The 17,009-nt window shown below is 58.5% G+C and carries 20 protein-coding genes; 12 read left to right on the plus strand and 8 right to left on the minus strand.

What is annotated here, in order from left to right:
* Positions 1–156 precede the first annotated feature (156 nt).
* Together BSY18_RS21540 and BSY18_RS12795 are read right to left on the minus strand one after the other, a co-directional pair.
* On the minus strand, positions 157–459 hold the full coding sequence (locus BSY18_RS21540; protein ID WP_250637253.1) for a hypothetical protein: 303 nt from the start codon (positions 457–459) through the stop codon (positions 157–159).
* Positions 456–1,037 carry a LysR family transcriptional regulator gene (locus BSY18_RS12795; RefSeq protein ID WP_250637254.1) on the minus strand — a complete coding sequence of 194 codons (582 nt, stop codon included), beginning with the start codon at positions 1,035–1,037 and terminating at the stop codon, positions 456–458. The genes BSY18_RS21540 and BSY18_RS12795 overlap by 4 nt, the downstream gene beginning before the upstream one ends.
* Positions 1,038–1,156: 119 nt before the next feature.
* Here BSY18_RS12795 and uraH point away from each other — a divergent pair, with 119 nt between their 5' ends.
* From uraH to BSY18_RS12800, 3 genes are read left to right on the plus strand one after another with little or no spacing between them, the layout of a single operon-like run.
* Positions 1,157–1,555: a hydroxyisourate hydrolase gene (uraH, locus tag BSY18_RS20680; protein WP_082382406.1), complete on the plus strand. Its 399-nt coding sequence runs from the start codon at positions 1,157–1,159 to the stop codon at positions 1,553–1,555.
* Positions 1,556–1,557: 2 nt separating this feature from the next.
* Positions 1,558–2,031, plus strand: a complete 474-nt coding sequence (locus tag BSY18_RS20685) for a GlcG/HbpS family heme-binding protein (RefSeq protein WP_082382405.1) — start codon at positions 1,558–1,560, stop codon at positions 2,029–2,031.
* A 47-nt stretch (positions 2,032–2,078) separates the two neighbouring features.
* A complete protein-coding gene (locus BSY18_RS12800) occupies positions 2,079–3,029 on the plus strand; it encodes a DMT family transporter (protein WP_069050844.1) in 951 nt (316 codons plus the stop codon).
* 77 nt (positions 3,030–3,106) lie between these two features.
* Here the strand turns inward: BSY18_RS12800 and BSY18_RS12805 are convergent, their stop codons facing one another.
* Positions 3,107–3,532, minus strand: a complete 426-nt coding sequence (locus tag BSY18_RS12805) for an RrF2 family transcriptional regulator (RefSeq protein WP_054135843.1) — start codon at positions 3,530–3,532, stop codon at positions 3,107–3,109.
* A gap of 83 nt (positions 3,533–3,615) precedes the next feature.
* Here BSY18_RS12805 and BSY18_RS12810 point away from each other — a divergent pair, with 83 nt between their 5' ends.
* From BSY18_RS12810 to BSY18_RS21035, 6 genes are all read left to right on the plus strand, one after another.
* Positions 3,616–4,095, plus strand: coding sequence for a group III truncated hemoglobin (locus tag BSY18_RS12810; RefSeq protein ID WP_054135842.1), 480 nt, complete (start codon positions 3,616–3,618; stop codon positions 4,093–4,095).
* Entirely contained in the window at positions 4,092–4,397 is a 306-nt protein-coding gene (locus BSY18_RS12815; protein WP_054135841.1) for a DUF1971 domain-containing protein, read from the plus strand. The genes BSY18_RS12810 and BSY18_RS12815 overlap by 4 nt, the downstream gene beginning before the upstream one ends.
* The gene (locus BSY18_RS12820) at positions 4,390–4,854 is read left to right on the plus strand and encodes a hypothetical protein (RefSeq protein WP_069050845.1); all 465 of its coding nucleotides are present in this window, start codon (positions 4,390–4,392) and stop codon (positions 4,852–4,854) included. The genes BSY18_RS12815 and BSY18_RS12820 overlap by 8 nt, the downstream gene beginning before the upstream one ends.
* 64 nt (positions 4,855–4,918) lie before the next feature.
* The gene (locus BSY18_RS12825) at positions 4,919–5,395 is read left to right on the plus strand and encodes a globin domain-containing protein (RefSeq protein ID WP_054135839.1); all 477 of its coding nucleotides are present in this window, start codon (positions 4,919–4,921) and stop codon (positions 5,393–5,395) included.
* A 180-nt stretch (positions 5,396–5,575) separates the two neighbouring features.
* Entirely contained in the window at positions 5,576–6,301 is a 726-nt protein-coding gene (locus BSY18_RS12830) for an alternative oxidase (RefSeq protein ID WP_082382402.1), read from the plus strand.
* A gap of 305 nt (positions 6,302–6,606) precedes the next feature.
* Positions 6,607–6,771: a hypothetical protein gene (locus tag BSY18_RS21035; RefSeq protein ID WP_156318285.1), complete on the plus strand. Its 165-nt coding sequence runs from the start codon at positions 6,607–6,609 to the stop codon at positions 6,769–6,771.
* A gap of 266 nt (positions 6,772–7,037) precedes the next feature.
* Here the strand turns inward: BSY18_RS21035 and BSY18_RS12835 are convergent, their stop codons facing one another.
* The 3 genes from BSY18_RS12835 to BSY18_RS12845 form a co-directional block, all read right to left on the minus strand.
* Positions 7,038–7,880, minus strand: coding sequence for a hypothetical protein (locus BSY18_RS12835; RefSeq protein WP_054136563.1), 843 nt, complete (start codon positions 7,878–7,880; stop codon positions 7,038–7,040).
* Between the two features lie 26 nt (positions 7,881–7,906).
* Positions 7,907–8,665: a hypothetical protein gene (locus tag BSY18_RS12840; protein WP_150126285.1), complete on the minus strand. Its 759-nt coding sequence runs from the start codon at positions 8,663–8,665 to the stop codon at positions 7,907–7,909.
* A gap of 452 nt (positions 8,666–9,117) precedes the next feature.
* Positions 9,118–9,897: an NYN domain-containing protein gene (locus tag BSY18_RS12845; protein WP_054135998.1), complete on the minus strand. Its 780-nt coding sequence runs from the start codon at positions 9,895–9,897 to the stop codon at positions 9,118–9,120.
* A gap of 947 nt (positions 9,898–10,844) precedes the next feature.
* On the opposite strand from BSY18_RS12845, the gene ybaL reads away from it, so the two are divergent.
* The 3 genes from ybaL (at position 10,845) to BSY18_RS12860 (ending at position 14,079) form a co-directional block, all read left to right on the plus strand.
* A complete protein-coding gene (ybaL, locus tag BSY18_RS12850) occupies positions 10,845–12,470 on the plus strand; it encodes a YbaL family putative K(+) efflux transporter (RefSeq protein WP_069050846.1) in 1,626 nt (541 codons plus the stop codon).
* Between the two features lie 81 nt (positions 12,471–12,551).
* Complete coding sequence (locus BSY18_RS12855) at positions 12,552–12,875, plus strand: hypothetical protein (protein ID WP_150126286.1); 324 nt, start codon at positions 12,552–12,554, stop codon at positions 12,873–12,875.
* 184 nt (positions 12,876–13,059) lie between these two features.
* The gene (locus BSY18_RS12860) at positions 13,060–14,079 is read left to right on the plus strand and encodes an IS110 family transposase (RefSeq protein WP_069050848.1); all 1,020 of its coding nucleotides are present in this window, start codon (positions 13,060–13,062) and stop codon (positions 14,077–14,079) included.
* 681 nt (positions 14,080–14,760) lie between these two features.
* Here the strand turns inward: BSY18_RS12860 and BSY18_RS12865 are convergent.
* Positions 14,761–16,119 carry a sensor histidine kinase gene (locus tag BSY18_RS12865; RefSeq protein ID WP_069050849.1) on the minus strand — a complete coding sequence of 453 codons (1,359 nt, stop codon included), beginning with the start codon at positions 16,117–16,119 and terminating at the stop codon, positions 14,761–14,763.
* Positions 16,116–16,958 carry a response regulator transcription factor gene (locus tag BSY18_RS12870; RefSeq protein WP_442856557.1) on the minus strand — a complete coding sequence of 281 codons (843 nt, stop codon included), beginning with the start codon at positions 16,956–16,958 and terminating at the stop codon, positions 16,116–16,118. The genes BSY18_RS12865 and BSY18_RS12870 overlap by 4 nt, the downstream gene beginning before the upstream one ends.
* Between the last annotated feature and the right edge of the window lie 51 nt (positions 16,959–17,009).

The following is a 17,009-nucleotide window of genomic DNA, read 5'->3' on the forward strand; positions in this document are numbered from 1 at the left end:
GACTGCGGGACACAGCCTGTGCGCTAGCTCGTCCAAATTCAATGAACCAACTGGGCTCGTCATTCGGCAAAGAGCAGTGTTTGGCCTGGCCAGCGGTAAAATTGGCAGGTTGGTTTCCGCGAGCGAGGTTTGCAGATCAACCCACCGGCGCAGGAATTATGCCTCCGGATATTGACGTTGCGGTCTCGTATCAGCAGCGCAGTTGTTAGCTACTATCTCGCTCATGGCAGCCAGAAGATCAGTGGTCGCCGCGTCCTGCTCCCAGGCATAAATTGACAATGCCATGTCCGGGACGGCTTCAAAAAGCTCACATTTTCGGATGTTATAGAAACCGGTCGTCGCCGATGGGAGGATCGACACACCAAGTCCGGCTTCTACAGCGCGCAGAACGCTGACCAGACTGTTTCCAGTAAATGCAAGATACCACCGCAGCCCGGCAGCCTCGATCTTGTCGATCATCTGGTCACGATATAGCCCTCCCGGCGGGAAGGTGACCAGTGGTATCGGCGAAAAAACCATGGTCGGCTCCGATTTGAAGCCTCGACCCATGCCAGTGGCTCACGAAAGCTTGCATGTGCATCAGCTTGGGCGCTGGGTTCCTTCACAATCGCCACATCGAGCTCTCCCTCACGAAATCGGCGCGAAAGCTCGCGGCTAAGCCCTGTTGCCACGTCGAGACGGATTTCAGAATAGCGGGTTGAAAATCTGGCGAATTCCTGACTCATTTCAGGTGTCACCAGATCATCCGGCACCCCAACACGGATTGTCCTGCTGCCCGAAGGGTCAGACATAAGTGCTAGGGCCTCACGCTGTAGTGCAAGAATTCGCCTCGCATAGCCGATCAGCTGCTCTCCCGCCGGGGTCAGTTTAACAGGTCGAGCTCCACGATCAAACAACGCCCTGCGGACCACGTCGTCCAGTCGACCGATCTGTTGGCTGACAGTCGATTGGGTCGAATTCAGGCGATGAGCAGCGGCGGTAAAGCTGCCCGCATCAGCGACGGTAACAAAGGCCTGCAGCAGTTTGAGATCGAACATACTAACATTCTATATATGAATGATTTTTATTCAATCATTTCATTCGCAAATGAAAATCTGGGCGCTAACAGGACCCATCACCGCAATAAGCGGCTCAACACGAGATCAGGATTGAACAGATGAATACGACCCGTCTGCTTGCTCCAGTTGCACTCAGTCTTTTTGCAACCCCAGTCGCAGCCGCCGAGATATCCACTCATGTGCTCGACCTGGCGAGCGGCGTTGGGGGGAAGGATGTCCCTGTAACGCTGTCGGAGCGAGATACCGCCGGAACCTGGGTGGTCGTTGGGAAGTCACGTACCGACGCAAATGGTAGGGTGCGAAGCTTCGGAAACGAGAGAAATTTCGTGCCGGGGGTCTACCGGCTCCAGTTCGACATGGCGTCTTATTCAGAAGCTGCAACACGCCCCTTCTTTCCGGAGATCGCAATCACATTCACTGTTACTGATGCCGACGGTCACTACCATGTTCCCGTGGTCGTGAGCCCATACGGCTACTCGACCTATCGCGGAAATTGACAATGAGCAGCGCATTTCTCGCCTATTTCAGTCTCGCTGCATTGATGCCACCGCCTTTGCCCATCGAGCATCGGTCTGTTTCACTCGAGATGGCCAATTCTATTGCCGAAGCGGCCCTGGTTTCATGCCGCACCATGAACAGGGATGCGGTAGTGGCGATTGTTGATCGTGGTGGCAATCTGATCGCCCTGCAGCGCGGTGATGGGGTCGGACCGCACAATACAAATGCGGCCGAACGCAAGGCGTTTACAGCACTTTCGACCAAGACAAGCACATCCAGATTGGCGCAACGCGCTGCAACCGAACCGGCATCGGCGAACCTTATCAGTGTCGCGGAACTTCTGCTGCTTGGAGGTGGCCTGCCGATTATTCATGAGGGGGAAGTCATCGGTGGGATCGGCGTGGCTGGATCCGGCGGATCTGAAAGTGATGAACAATGCGCAATGGCTGCACTAGCGCATGGCACACAACAATGACATCCTTGCGGCTGCCGAGGGCTGGACACAATCAGGACTTGCGTTGAATGCCTTCGCTCAGGGCACGTGTGTTTGGCTGGTTCTGGTCACATCCTTACCTGCTTTTGACCTTCACGGCGCTTTTTTGGGCAGGCAATTCCCTGGTCGGACGGGCTGCACGAGACGTAATGCCTCCAGTAGCACTTGCGTTCTGGCGGTGGACACTGGCTCTCGCGCTGCTTCTGCCATTCGCTTGGCCCCATCTGAGGCGTGATTTGGTTGATCTGAGAAATAACTGGAGGTGGGTGCTGGTGCTGGGCACACTGGGCATCGGCACCTTTAACACTCTGCTCTACACAGGCCTTCAGGCCACCACTGCGGTCAATGGTCTCTTGTTGCAGTCGATGCAGCCAGTTTTGATCCTGCTGCTTGGAGCGGCAGTTTTCCGCGAACAGGTCGGCCTTCCGCAGCTGGCAGGGATAGTTCTTTCCATCAGCGGGGCTTTGATGATTATCCTTGGTGGTAACTTGTCTGCGCTCGTCAGATTCGAGTTCAATTCAGGTGATCTTGTGATCTGTGTGGCGGTCGTCGTCTGGTCGATCTACTCTGTGCTGCTGCGTAAACGTCCCGCTGTGCATCCGCTAAGCTTTCTGGCGGCAACTTTCGTGGTCGGCATTGCGATGATCTCGCCCTTCTATATCGCCGAAATCGCAAGCGGTCGCTTAATTGAAAACCGGCCGGAAAGCTGGCTGGCTATCTCCTATGTCAGTCTGTTTCCTTCACTGATTGCCTATCTGTTTTTTAATCGCGGAGTCGAACTGCTTGGATCGGCGGCAACTAGTCTCTATCTCAATATCATGCCCGTCATCGGGGCCTTGCTTGCGGCTGTGTTCTTGATGGAGCCTATCGGCTGGTACCATTTCATTGGCATGGGGTTAATCGGCGCCGGCATCGTCAGCGCTGCTCGCAAATCCGGTCAGGCTATCGCGCGTACTTACAACTCGGGTCCAGGATCATAGCCGAGAGACTTGCTTGCGGTATGTCCCCAATCAACAAGGCTGACCAGGCCATCTGCCAGATAACCGACCAAACCCATTTAGAGCAGGCTCTCTTGCAGTGCTAAGGGGTCTTTGACCAGATCGCCAAGTGAATAGCGATCGAGGTGCCGGAAGAATGCCTCAAGCGCGCCGGCCAGGGCGTGGCGCAGTCGGCATGCTGGCGTGATTACGCAGCTGTTTGTGGCGGGATCGAAGCACTCCACGAAGCTGCCGGTTTCTTCCATCTTGCGCGCGACTTGGCCGACATTGATCTGAGTTGCGGCCTGCGCCAGCCGAAGGCCACCGGATCGCCCGCGTACGGCCTCAAGAAAACCCTCCGCCACCAAACGTTGTGCCACCTTCATCAGGTGATTCTTGGATATCCCATAGGCCTGCGCGATCTCGCCGATCGACCTGTGGCCATCATGGACCGCCAGATACATCAAGGTGCGCAGGGCGTAATCGGCATGCAACGACATTCTCATTAAACATGCATATCAAATATTGCTATTTGCCGCCAGTCGCAATATAAGATGCAAATGCAATACATCTTATCAGGACGCGCGCGATGAACGCAACAGCACATGCCGAGCGCGTTCGTGCGGAACAACGCGCAAAGGCTGCCAAGGTTGGCATCGACGAAACCCTGATCGGCCAGTTGGTCGATCATTTCTATGCCCGCATCCAGCGCGATGACCTGCTCGGGCCGATCTTTGCCCAACACGTCGCCAACTGGTCGCATCACCTGCCGCGAATGAAGGATTTCTGGGCCTCTATCATGATCGAACCTGGCCGCTTCAACGGCCGGCCGATGCAGAAGCACATAGCGATGGGCATCTTGACCAAGGCTCATTTCGAGCGCTGGCTGGCGCTCTGGGATGCCACTGTTGCGCAGGACGTCGGAGATCAAGCAGCAGCAGAACGGTTCCGAACATCGGCCCACCGGATTGCCGACAGCCTGCTGACCGGAGTGCTGGCCGAACGCGGTGGGCTGGCGGCGCTGCGCAACCGAACGACTGAGCCTGTCCCCCTGGAGACCAAACCATGACGCTGACACCTTATGCATCCTCGCCTGTTTTCGACGAGCAGTCGCTGCCCGATAAACTGCGCAACGATCATCGAACCAAGGACGGGACCTGGGGTCTTTTGCGCGTGCTGGAAGGCGAGGTGCAGCTGATCTTCACCGACCCGCGTCGCGAAGTGCTGGTCACACCGGGTATGCCTGCACCGATTGCACCGCTGGCCACGCATTCCGTGGTCCCTCTGGGCAAGATGTCGATGCAGGTCGAGTTTTACCGGTCAGAACCAGTCGTTGACGGCGACCTGACGTCCGAGCGGTCCGGTGGATGATTTTGCGCTCGCGCGCATCGTCCATGTCGTGGCGGTGTTGTTCTGGATCGGCGGTGTGGGCTTTGTCACCTGGGTGGTGATGCCGACAATCCGGCACAGTGGACCCCCTGCTGACAGGCTTGGTAAATTCCATGCGATCGAGGGGCGCTTCGCAGGGCAGGCCAAGATCTGGGTCCTTCTCGCAGGGGCCAGCGGCTTCTGGATGGTGCACCGGGCCGAGATGTGGAGCCGTTTTGCCGATCCGAGCTTCTGGTGGATGCACGCAATGGTCGCGCTTTGGGCGGTGTTCACGCTGATGCTGTTCATCATCGAGCCGTTGTTTCTACACCGCCGCCTCGCGACATCGCGGACCCCGCAAGCCGATTTCGCGCGATTGGAACGCGTCCACCACATCCTGATCATGCTTTCGCTGATCACGCTGGGGGGCGCGGTCGGTGGCAGCCACGGTCTGTTCTGACCTGACATCACCCGTGCCCGTGAGCACCAATCTGTCACACTGGCTATTCCTGAGGAGGAAATAAATGAGCAGAATATTGAGCGCCGAGACTAGGGCAATCGTCAATTCGACCGCGCCTGCGCTGCAACAGCATGGCGTGGCGATCACCCAACGGATGTACGAGCGGTTGTTCGTCGATCCTGCGGTCAAGGCAATGTTTGACGAGGCCGCGCAGGAAAGCGGCGAACAGCCGCGCCGGCTTGCCGCAGCCATTCTCGCCTATGCGCAGAACATCGACAAGCTCGAAGCGTTGACGGCCCCGGTAATGCGTATGGCCGCGCGGCACGTTGAGACAGGCGTCAGGCCCGAGCACTATCCAATGGTCGCAAATGCCCTGTTGCCTGCGATCCGCGACATTCTGGGCGACGCAGCCACCGATGAGGTCCTGTCGGCCTGGGGCGAGGCGTATTGGGCACTGGCCGAGATCCTGATCGGCAAGGAAGCGGCTATGTATGCGCAAGCCGAGAGCAACGCTTTGGAACGCATTGCGTCAACGCGCTAACATCAAGCCTGCCCGTTCGATTGGTCGCAAGGCGCCCAGCATCGCCTTGCAATCGGGCATTCACCCACCACGTTTCGTCATAGCCGTCAGAAATTCTGCCGCTGGCGCTGCGTGCACATCACGCGACTGAACAGGCACTCCCTCCCCGATTGCACCCTCCGTGTCCTGAAAGGACCGAATATGGTCAACACGATTCTTACGCCCGACCGGCAGGCGCTGGCCGCTGAGCATGATGCCCAGCCGGTGATCCATCATGCCCCCGAGGGCCTTTCGGACCGGTTCGCGCTTGGCTTCACCAAGCTGCTGCGCTTCACGGCCGACACCTTTTTCGCCAAGCGCTACGGGCACCGTGCCATCGTGCTCGAGACGGTCGCCGCGGTGCCCGGCATGGTCGGTGCCATGTTCACCCATCTGACCAGCCTGCGCGCGATGAAGGATGATGAAGGCTGGATCCGCACCCTGATGGAAGAAGCGGAGAACGAGCGCATGCACCTGATGACGTTTATCGAGATTGCCAAGCCGACCTTGTTCGAGCGGCTGGTCATCCTGATGGCGCAGTGGATTTTCCTGGTGCTGTTCTCGATCCTCTATCTGGTTTCGTCTCGCACCGCGCACCGCGTCGTGGGCTATTTCGAGCAAGAAGCGGTGATCAGCTACACATTATACCTTCAGGAGATCGACGAAGGCCGCTCGCCCAACGTGCCTGCCCCTGCGATTGCCAAGCATTACTGGAAGATGGCAGGCGATGCGACGCTGCGCGATGTCGTCCTGCTCGTCCGGGCGGACGAGGCGCACCACCGCGACGTCAACCACGGCTTTGCCAGCAAGCTGGGCGGCAAGCCATTCGATCCGGGCAAGACGGCACCCTATCCTGCGCACGCCGATGACATTCGGTTGCAGGCGTAGGCAACCAAACGCGATAGCGGCATCCAACCCAGACCTTGTTAAAGTCCATATGTATGCGCTTTCCCGAGGGGAGGATCGCCAACGGCTTCCATTCTAAACTCGCCCAAACCTGTCTTGCTCTCAACATCTTCAAACGTTCGGAAATGGCCGGTTTAAACATAACCGGTCGTTCCCTTTAGCAGTGGCGAATGGCGGCTTTGTCCCACTTGAAGTCGGCGTCGGCTGCCGACCCACAATCGGCCGTTCAGACCAGCCACCATAAACGTCCGCTTGTGACAGAAGCTGCCGATCGGATACCGGTACCTATGAGGTACTTGGTATCAGCGGGCGTCATCGACCCGGCTAAGGTGGTGCGCACCGCGCTGCAGGATGCCGCGTCTGTTGCGGGTCTGCTGATCACCACCGCAGCGATCGTGACCGAGGCGCCAAAGGAAGACCGCACTGCGGCCTCCTCGCCGATGGACTTCTGATCGAAAGCTCATAGTGGGTCGGGGGCAGCTCGCAATCTGCTTCCGACCCAAGCCCGAACGTTCATGAACGCTAGGATGAACGGCGAAATTAGGCCAAATCTGTCATTGCTTGAAGAGCGCGCTGGTCGTGCCCCCAGAAGATGTTGATAGATTTCGCGGACAAAAGGAGCTGCTTCAGCCTACATCAAAAGAAGTTTGCGGCGATTGCTATCAGCAAAATCGAGCGAAGCCTGGTTCGATCTACAGCTGGGAAAACAAATCCCGAGTCAGCAGCGCCCGCTGCCGCAGCGGTGATAATTATCCCAATAGGCCCGATCACGCTGGCGCTGTTCGTTGCTGCGATTGTCGCCTGAACGGATGGCGCCAATGCCGCTAAATGGGATGGGAATGGGCTCGCGCCGCTGCGATGCGCGCGCGGCCATCTCGGCCTGCTGCAGCCGCTGTTCTTCGGTCAGACAGTTTTGCGGATTAAGACGGCAAAACGCCACCTCCCAGCTGTCATCCACCATCAACTGCATCGCGGCCCGCGCATCAGGCCGGATGATTTCTGAGAGGGTCGCTGGGCTGGCGATCCGGCTGCGCAGCGAATTGATATACACAAACTCGTAATAGGTCGGCGCTTCCTCGATATGGATCAAACGACCCCGGACGCGTTCGTCGAGATACAGCTTGGTGCGGCGCAGATCGCGGTTGCCGGGCTCCATTTCGCGCATTGCGGTCAGGCGATAGCCACTTCCCATAGTTGCGGCGCCATCTACGATCCGCTCGAGCAGACCGGAAAAGTCATCGAAAATCGGACTTTTTGGTGTCCACGGGCTGACGATCTGCGGCTTCAGCGCTGTGATGCGGCACATGGTTTCCGGCCCACCCTCCGGATCCTTGCCGTAATAGGCAGTAAACAGGATCGTCGTATTCTGCTCCTGTCGCATGTACAGCGTTTCGGAATTCGGCGCGAGCCGGAAGCCGTTTTCCCGCAAACGCGTTGCAAGATTGCCCTGATCCTCGCCCTCCCAGCACATATTGAAGCTGCCGAGAACCAGTTTCTCCTTGATGGTCAGCGCCTGCGCCTGGGCCGGTGCGGCGCTGCCGAGCCATGCCGTCGCCAGCACACAAGCGGCCCCGGCAATGCTCCGAATCACCGCGGTGTCCGTGCTGCTGTGGTCAGGCGGACCGCAGCCAGTGCCTGCTTTTCCACCCAACCCTTCTGCCCCGGTTGCGCACCGCAGAACACATCCAGCAAGTCCGTGCCGTCAGAAACCAGCACATGCCGAACGAAAACCTCGCGGTCGACCCCCAGCAGCTCGAAAAGCTTGCCCCGCTGGTCGAACGTCACCGCCTGAACTGGCGTGCCGTTCACCCCACCGGGCGAAGCGAGCGCGACAACCTTTTGCGACAGGACCGGCGATGCGCCGTCTGCAACCTGCGACACATAGGCACCGGGATCCCGCACCAGCGCAGCGGGTGCGTCTACTATCGCATTATCGCCGAGCGACCTGAAGGCTCCACGCACCAGCATGGCACCGCAAATAATCTGCGGCTGCCCGGGATAGGAGAACCAGCGGTCGCGCCCCAGAGCATCGCCATGCGGTTCAGTGAGCGTTGCGGGATAGACGATTTGCCAGCGCCCCTCGGGATCGGTAAACACCGCGTCCTGCCAGACATTGGGACCCTTCTGGGTTATGATCTGCCCCCATTGGGTGCGCGACGGTACTGGCCAGAGCGCTTCACCTGTTGCAGGTGTCTGAATGGCAGGCTTACCAGCCGAGTTGTCGAGATCGAACTTCTGCTGCAATGCCGACGCTGACGACGCCAGTCCCACCAGGCATGATGTCGCGCTTAGCACGATAAACGAGCGTTTCCATTTCCGATCTGTTATGCGTGCCACGAATTCCAATCCCTGCATTTTGCCATTTCGCCCCCGACAGGCTGTGCCAAAGTTTTGCCGCGTTAGGTCGAGTCCGTCAACGTGCTGAATGTTTTGGTTGACGCTCCAGCTATATTGTCAGGCGACGTTGCGTGAAGTCGGTTGTGGCCGCGCCTTTACGATCGTTGGATCTGGGACAAAAGCTAGGCAACTGCGCCGTTTCACGGCGCGCTTTGCCTCAGATGCACGTCCGGTATCGCAGACTTGCAGTCTAGCAGCAGCGGTGTCGCCAGTAGACTCTTCCATAGTCATACGCCTAAGGCCGGGTTGGCCGATTGGAGAACGCTCGGCAAGCCCAATTGCGCGACGCCTTTCGACCCAGACCCAGCCATTCACGAGCGCCGAGCTAAACGTCCGGTTCCGCCAGAAGCCGCCACGCTGCTTTCGATAGAGCGGCCCCGCCTGTGCATTTATGCCGCATGTCAACTGGGCCGGTTTGTCGTTGGCTTCTGCGCCCCGGTCTGCTTCGGCCGGATATAGACCTTCAAGCTGTCGCGCCTGACTTCAAAGGCATCTGACCTCTCAATGAGCGTCAGCAGCTTTGGGCATCCGTAGGTGCGAGGGTCGAAGTCGGGCATCAGCGCGGCAATACGTGTGCCGACCGCCCCAAGAAATTGCCATCCGTCGACATCATCGAACTGGCTGAGGGCGGTTCGAATAAGCGGTATCGCAGCAGTCGGAGGCATTTTGGATAATCCACCGGCCGACGCGCTCCCCTCGGCCTCTGTTCCAGAAAGCGCCGATCCATCGCCTTGGGGGAGCAGGTTCTCAGTATAAATAAACCGCTTGCACGCCCGGCGGAAGCTTTCAGGAGTCTTCTGTTCGCCGAAGCCATAGACATCGAGGCCTTGCTCACGGATGCGAGCGGCAAGTCGTGTAAAGTCGCTGTCGGACGATATCAGACAGAATCCGTCAAACCTGCTGCTGTGGAGAAGATCCATTGCATCAATGACTAAGGCGATGTCTGACGCGTTCTTCCCGACCGTATTGGCGAAATTCTGCTGGGGGATGATGGCGTAAGTGGCCAACACCTCGGACCAACCCTTGAGGCGCGCACCGGAGAAGTCGCCATAAATGCGCCGGGCGCTGGCCTCGCCTATGGTCGCGATCTCCTCGAAGATCGCCGCAGCCGCTCGCGGGGATGCATTGTCCGCGTCGATCAGAATTGCGAGCCTCTGGGGGCGGTCAAGTTCGATGGCCATAACACACGCTAGCTGATCTGTCCTAACGCCCTGTTACGACCCAACTTAAGTCGTTCACCCTCACACGCGCAAATGGCCGCTACTGCCAGAACCGGCCATTCCCGGTTCATCCGCCCCGCCTCACTGTGAACGTCCGCGAAAACCCATCCTTTATGGCGCCGCCTTCGAAATCCTCACGCGCCAGTGATACCGATCCGAACGGGAAAATCGGATAATCACCTACGCGGTCCAGTGCCGGGCGTTCGAGGCATGGCGGTTTACCTCGGCCATCCTTTCGGATAGTCTGCAACAAATGGAATCTTCCAATTGCCTTGCACTGCCTACTGACGAAATCGCGCATCCTTTGCACGAACACAGGGTCGTGTTTGCGGCCTTCATTGCGCTGTTCGTGGCGCTGGCAAGCGCACTGCTGCCTGGCAGTTTGCCGTCATCCCAGACCGTGGGCTCTGCATTTAATCCAGCGACCACCCAGGTCGCACTCGCGCGGAACGATTCCGAGGAAACTGCAAATCTTGCGGCAGTAGGCACGCGATCAGACACGATGGACCTTGGCGGTACGATGGATACCGCAGACCCTGGGTTGCCATCGTTGTCCTGGACGAATGCTCCAGCTTTCGCGGCGATGCTGCCACCACTAGTCCACTCAGCCAAAGACGATGCCGCAAGCGAACGCCGATTGCCCGGAGGTGGCCCTCGTGCTCCGCCTGGAGAGGCTTAAGCGAAGCGTCGTTTTGCTGCTGTTGAGGCACTCTGCGTGAAGCGGCAGTGCAATATGCCTGACGATTAAACTGCCGCTGGGTGCGATGAGCTCATCGGGTGTGGAAGCCAGCAGCACGACCTCTTCAATGCGTTCTCAAATGTGAGCTGTGTCGCGTGCAAGCCGGACTAGTACCGCCATCACGAATTAACGGCTCATTCGATTTCTCTCGATCCTGAGAGCACAATATATGCATCATGCTACCCCTTTGATCGGCACGATCGTCGCTGGTCTTGTCGTCGCGTTCCTGATGGGCGCGCTGGCCCAACGCCTCAAGGTTTCACCCATAGCCGGCTATCTGCTCGCCGGCGTATTGGTTGGACCGTTCACCCCAGGCTTCGTTGCCGATGCCAGCATTGCCAATGAGCTCGCTGAAATCGGCGTGATCTTGCTAATGTTCGGTGTGGGGCTGCACTTCTCGCTCCGCGACCTGATGGCCGTCAAGAACATCGCTGTGCCCGGCGCGATCGTGCAGATCGCGGTGGCTACGCTGCTGGGCATGTTGCTTTCGTGGTTCATGGGCTGGACGCCGATTGCCGGCTTCATCTTCGGCCTCGCCCTTTCGGTCGCTAGTACGGTGGTGCTGTTGCGTGCCCTTCAGGTGCGCAATCTGGTAGAGACAGAGCGCGGCCAGATCGCCATCGGCTGGCTGATCGTCGAAGATATCGTGATGGTGCTGGCACTGGTCATGCTGCCTCCGCTGGCGAGAATTGCAACCAACCCTGACGGCGCCGATTTCATGATGGTCGCCCAGCCCATGGCAGCAACCTTGTTCAAGGTTACGGGCTTTGTCGTCTTTATGTTGCTGATTGGCCGCCGGATCATCCCGCGCGTGCTTCACTGGGTGGTGCATACCGGATCGCGCGAGCTGTTCCGTCTGGCTGTGCTGGCCATCGCCCTTGGCGTTGCCTTTGGCGCGGCATTTGTGTTCGAGGTGTCATTTGCCCTGGGCGCCTTTTTCGCAGGCATGATCCTGGGTGAAACGGCACTGAGCAGGCGGGCTGCCGAGGAGACCTTGCCGCTGCGCGATGCGTTTGCGGTGTTGTTCTTCGTATCTGTTGGCATGCTGTTTAACCCGAACGTGCTCGTCGAACAGCCGCTGCCATTGTTTGCCACGGTCGCAATCATCATCGTAGGCAAATCATTGGCGGCGTTCGCTATCGCCAGGCTCTTCCGGAAATCGACCAAAACAAGTCTGACGATTGCTCTGAGCCTCGCCCAGATCGGCGAGTTCTCGTTCATTCTGGCATCGCTGGGCACAAGCCTTGGCGTATTGCCAGACGAAGCACGCGATCTGATCTTGGCCGGGGCGATCATCTCGATCTTTATCAACCCGTTCCTCTTCACGTGGGTCAGCAAGGCCTACGCTAAAATCGAGGCAAGCGACCCGTCTCCAGCCGCAGACACCAACCGAGGCCATATTGTCCTGATCGGCTATGGCCGGGTCGGCCAATACGTTGCGGCAGACCTATTGGAGAGCGGCACGGACCTGATCGTCATAGAGGACAGTCCGGAGAAGGTAGCCGGAGCGGTGCGCAAAGGGGTGGAAACCGTTCGCGGAAACGCGGTGGACGCCGGCGTTCTGGAAAAGGCTGACATCGATCAGGCAGCACAGCTGATCATCGCCATCCCCGAAGGCTATGAAGCAGGAGCGATTTTCCAGCGGTCGAGATCACTGAACTCGGACATCAAGGTGATCGCGCGTGCGCATTCGCGCGATGAATATGACCACCTCAAAAAACTGGGTTTGACGCAAATCGTGTTGGCCGAAGAAGAGACCGCGCGGCGCATGTTGGCTCTGCTCGGGACACCATAGGTTTTCAATACCAGCTGGCGACACCAACCAAGGCGCCACTCTCACCCCAATTTTGAATTGATACACAGGAAGTCATTACCAATGAACAATGACAGGCAAGCTGCGGGATCACGAACCGAGGCACATTTTGACAACAAAAATAAATCAAGGGTCAAACACTTGCTGGAGCGGTATCCAAACACCAGCCGTGACGAGAACGCCGAAATACTTGCATTCCTGAGCGATGGACCGTTGTTGGATATCGGTAGCCTAAAGGGCGACGAGACCGTGCGCTACAAGATCGCGGCCTTTGAGGATGAGCATCGAAAGGCGTTTCGGACAACACCGATGCAGATAGCCGTTTTGTTGGTGGTTTTTGTCATCGCGGCATTGGCTTGTTCAATGCTGTGGGACATTGGTCGGTAGTGTTCAAAATCGCCAACAAGCTTTCATAGAATCTAGAGCTGCCAACGACATCTATGGAGATCAACCCTCCAGAAAGGGCAACTCGCCGAACGACCCGAAACTGACGTGATGGCGTGGACGACTCCTGCACGAGCGTAGCTGTGCAATGATGGGCCGTTGTAGGTCCACGTCTAGGAGTCGGCAAATGAAGCAGGAGATTGTTACCGTCGGTTTGGATCTGGCGAAGAGTGTTTTTCAAGTTCACGCGATCGGGAGCGATGGCGCCGTCCTCATCCGGCGCAAGCTTCGGCGCGCAGAGGTAATCGGCTTCTTCACCGATCTGCCAAGCTGCCTTGTTGGTATGGAAGCATGTGCATCGGCCCATCATTGGGCTCGCGAGCTGATCGCACTGGGCCACGAGGTCCGGCTGATGCCGCCCGCCTATGTAAAGCCCTATGTAAAGCGTGGGAAGACTGATGCAGCAGATGCCGAGGCGATCTGCGAGGCGGTGACGCGACCGACGATGCGGTTTGTTGCGGTGAAGACCGTCGAACAGCAGGCGGTATTGATGCTCCACAAGAGCCGCGACCTGATGGTGCGGCAGCGGACCATGCTCATCAATGCCTTGCGGGGCCACCTCGCTGAGTACGGTATCGTGACGGGTATTGGTGCGGGTGGCGTAACCGCGATGCTGAAGGCGCTGCATGAGCGACAAGAAGAGCTGCCTGCCCATGCTCGTTCTGCGTTGCACGGGCTCGCTGCTCAGCTGAGAGCGCTCACCAGCGAGATCGATAGACTGGAAGCGCAAATCCTCGCGTGGCATCGCGCCGACGAGACGAGCAGGCGGCTCGCCACGATCCCGGGCATCGGCCCGATCACCGCGTCAGCTATATCGGCCGCAGTGCCAGATGCGTCTCTGTTCCGATCCGGACGCCAGTTCGCAGCATGGCTAGGGCTCACGCCCCGAGCGAATAGCTCTGGCGGCAAGGAACGGCTGGGCGGAATCACCAAGCAGGGCGACGGCTACTTACGACGGCTGCTTGTGGTCGGCACGACAGCGGTGATGCGTATGACGCGCAAAAACGCTGATCGGCAGCCTTGGATGGCGCAGCTCCTGGAGCGCAAGCCTGCGAAGATCGCGACAGTCGCGCTCGCCAACAAAACAGCGCGCATCGCTTGGGCGGTCATGTCGCGCAAAGAAGTCTACGCGGCTGAAACCGCGTGACCGTCATCCGCGCTGCCGTGTTACGCACGGGAGCAGGATGGCGCAGGAGTCGCTGAGTAGTGATGACAAACCGGTCAGACCGGGGGTCGGCAAAACCCAGGGGGTCACAGCGCTTCGAGCGCGATGACGTGATTAGGGAGCCAACCTGCGGACTTCATCAGGGCCAGCAGCCATGCGGTGCTGCACGAACAGGCCGAACACATGGATGCACCCGACCGGTGCTCATCGCTAAACAAAAGCTCTTGCGCCACAGGGGTCGTCCACACATGGACCTACAACGGCCCATCATTGCACAGCTACGCTCGTGCAGGAGTCGTCCACGACATCACGTCAAAACGACGCAGGCCAGCCTGAAAGCTGCCGGCCAAGACGCGGCCTAGTTGCTATCGTTGTGGGTGACCCGTTAGATGGTAACTTGGCGTCGGCTATGGCAATAATCTGCCGTTCGACACTTCGCTCAGGCAGGTCGGCAAAGTCCCACGAACGGGCATTCGCATTCGGCAGCAGTCGACCCAAAATCAGTCACTGAGTTAAGCGGAGGTCATCGTCCGCTTCCAACAGAAGCTGACGCTGGGGTGGCTCGAGGTTTAATGGGCGTTTGCTTTGAGACAGGTTTGTCCACCGCGTCAATGGTGGCCGTGAGGAGTATATGGCTTCATTGCTGCCGCTGAACCGTCCTATTCATGTCCAGCGAAGCGTTACGACCAACCCAGGCGCACTGTTCACGAACTCCAGGTCGCACCGATGCCAGTCGGCGATAGCGGCGACGAGGCTCAGGCCCAGACCGTCGCCGCCTGCGTTGCGTCCGGCAGCGCCGCGGAAAAACCTTTCAGTCACAAAATCGGCTTCGTCCGACGTCAGCCCCGGCCCGTCATCGCAAACGGAAAGAAAGGTCCCGTTCGGATCGGTGCCGGAGAGAATCGTTACCCGTCCCTGCGAATGGCCAAACTTTATGGCGTTATCGACAAGGTTGGACAGCGCCTGGAACAACAGGTCGGCGTCCGCGTCGATCGCCGCATCACCTTGGCTCGAAACGTTGATGGCGATGCTGCGCCGATCTGCTTCGGGCCGGTAATAGTCGTATACATCCTCCGCCAGCACCGCGAGATCGACGGACTTGATCCGGGCCTCATACCGTCGGCCTTCTACCCGCGAGATTCGCAGCGTCGCGTCAAGGATGCGGTTCAACCGTTCTGCTTCCTGCATGGCGGCGAACAACGATGATTTGCGCGGTTCAGACCCCAGCATGTCCAGATCGACGCGGTCGAGATGACCGATCAACCGGGTAAGCGGTGTTCGCAGCTCATGCGCAGCGCTGTCGGATACGCGCCTGACCGCCTCGAACAACATTTCGATGCGTGAGAGCATCACGTTCAGCGTGCCGGCAAGCCGATCGAAATCGTCACCAGTCCCCTTGATCGGCACGCGCTGACTCAGGTCTCCATCCATCACCGTAAGCGCAGCGCGGTTGATCGCCTCGAGCCGCTTGGTGATGGCCGCAGTCATCAGCAGCGCGCCGCAAATGCCCAGGAATATTGTTCCACCGATCAGCCAAAGTGCAGCAGCCCGCAGCTGCTCCTCGCGCGCCAGCACTTCATCGGCATCCCAACCGGTGAGCAGGCGGGCGCCATCTTCCAGCGCGCCGTCCCTCAGTATCGCGTAATGATCGATCTCCTCTCCTTCGACAAAATCATCGGCTTCGACCTCAAGCCACCGGCTCTCCTGCCTGCTCGGCCAACTTGGCAGGTTTGCTATTATCGTCCGACCGTCGCGACCGACCAGCGCAAAGAAATGATCGCGCCCGCCTGCCCCCTTTTTACGGGTGCGCAGCGCATCGATCAGGGCAGCCCTACCGCTGGTTTCGTCGATCGCCCGCATCGCCACGAAATCACGATCCGCCAGCACCCTTATCGCCAGGCGCGGTTGATGCACGCTGATCCAATAATAAGCTGCGCCCAGTAGCGTGACCGAGAAGCAGAATGTCCCTGCGTAAAGGATGGTCAGACGGACCGAGAGGCTCTTGAGGAGATATCCGGTCATTGCCGCACGATATAGCCCACGCCGCGCAGCGTATGGATGAGACGTGATCTGCCGCCCGATTCCAGCTTGGTGCGCAAACGGCTTACGTGCTGGTCGATGATGTTGGTCTGTGGATCGAAATTATAGTCCCACAAATTTTCGAGCAGCATCGACCGGGTCACCACACGCCCGGCATTGCGGACCAAATATTCGAGAAAGCGGAACTCCCGCTGGGTGAGGTCGATCCGCATGCTGGATCGTTGCGCAGTGTGTGCGATCAGATTGATTTCCAGATCCGCGAACCGCAGCAGGGTCTGCTCACTGGTCGCGCTTACGCTACCGCGTCGTACCAGGGCCTCGACCCGCGCCAGAAGCTCCGACATGGCGAAGGGCTTGGACAGATAGTCGTCCGCGCCTGCCTGAAGGCCCTTTACTCTCTCGTCCACATCGCTGAGCGCACTCAGCAGCAGCACTGGCGTTCGGTCGTCGGTTGCCCGCAAGACATTTACGATTTTCAGGCCATCGACCGATGGCAGCATGCGGTCGAGGATGATCAGGTCATAGACCTCACAGGTCGCTCGAATCAACGCCTCCTTGCCATCGGATTGCCATTCGACGACGTGCCCGCGTTCCTTAAGCCCGGAGGCGATGTAGCTAGCGACGTCATTATCGTCTTCGACAAGGAGTATGTGCATGGTTGCAGTCTGATCGTTCCGATATGCGCAGCCCGTCCAGCCAAGACCAGTTTGCTGCCCGTGTAAACCATCAATGTTCCTGATGGCATCGCCTGTCTGAGCAGGCACCCGGCTCGGTTGACGAACCTTTGCCCAAACGTTTGCAAAAACAAATGTTATAAACATCGTGGCATCAGGCGGATGCGTCATGCAATGATGGATGCACGCAACCTTCTT

The organism is Blastomonas sp. RAC04 (assembly GCF_001713435.1).
In the GTDB taxonomy this organism is placed as follows: Bacteria; Pseudomonadota; Alphaproteobacteria; order Sphingomonadales; family Sphingomonadaceae; genus Blastomonas; species Blastomonas fulva.

Bases quoted from the DNA above. Each gene is read 5' to 3' on its own strand.
- BSY18_RS12830 (WP_082382402.1), top strand. From the start codon at position 5,576: ATGGTCAACACGATTCTTACGCCCGACCGGCAGGCGCTGGCCGCTGAG.
- BSY18_RS12870 (WP_442856557.1), bottom strand. From the start codon at position 16,958: ATGTTTATAACATTTGTTTTTGCAAACGTTTGGGCAAAGGTTCGTCAA.
- BSY18_RS12855 (WP_150126286.1), top strand. From the start codon at position 12,552: ATGAACAATGACAGGCAAGCTGCGGGATCACGAACCGAGGCACATTTT.
- BSY18_RS12800 (WP_069050844.1), top strand. From the start codon at position 2,079: ATGCCTTCGCTCAGGGCACGTGTGTTTGGCTGGTTCTGGTCACATCCT.
- BSY18_RS12825 (WP_054135839.1), top strand. From the start codon at position 4,919: ATGAGCAGAATATTGAGCGCCGAGACTAGGGCAATCGTCAATTCGACC.
- BSY18_RS12810 (WP_054135842.1), top strand. From the start codon at position 3,616: ATGAACGCAACAGCACATGCCGAGCGCGTTCGTGCGGAACAACGCGCA.
- BSY18_RS21540 (WP_250637253.1), bottom strand. From the start codon at position 459: ATGATCGACAAGATCGAGGCTGCCGGGCTGCGGTGGTATCTTGCATTT.
- BSY18_RS12815 (WP_054135841.1), top strand. From the start codon at position 4,092: ATGACGCTGACACCTTATGCATCCTCGCCTGTTTTCGACGAGCAGTCG.
- BSY18_RS12845 (WP_054135998.1), bottom strand. From the start codon at position 9,897: ATGGCCATCGAACTTGACCGCCCCCAGAGGCTCGCAATTCTGATCGAC.
- BSY18_RS12860 (WP_069050848.1), top strand. From the start codon at position 13,060: ATGAAGCAGGAGATTGTTACCGTCGGTTTGGATCTGGCGAAGAGTGTT.
- BSY18_RS12865 (WP_069050849.1), bottom strand. From the start codon at position 16,119: ATGACCGGATATCTCCTCAAGAGCCTCTCGGTCCGTCTGACCATCCTT.
- BSY18_RS12795 (WP_250637254.1), bottom strand. From the start codon at position 1,037: ATGTTCGATCTCAAACTGCTGCAGGCCTTTGTTACCGTCGCTGATGCG.
- BSY18_RS20685 (WP_082382405.1), top strand. From the start codon at position 1,558: ATGAGCAGCGCATTTCTCGCCTATTTCAGTCTCGCTGCATTGATGCCA.
- uraH (WP_082382406.1), top strand. From the start codon at position 1,157: ATGAATACGACCCGTCTGCTTGCTCCAGTTGCACTCAGTCTTTTTGCA.
- BSY18_RS21035 (WP_156318285.1), top strand. From the start codon at position 6,607: ATGAGGTACTTGGTATCAGCGGGCGTCATCGACCCGGCTAAGGTGGTG.
- ybaL (WP_069050846.1), top strand. From the start codon at position 10,845: ATGCATCATGCTACCCCTTTGATCGGCACGATCGTCGCTGGTCTTGTC.
- BSY18_RS12805 (WP_054135843.1), bottom strand. From the start codon at position 3,532: ATGAGAATGTCGTTGCATGCCGATTACGCCCTGCGCACCTTGATGTAT.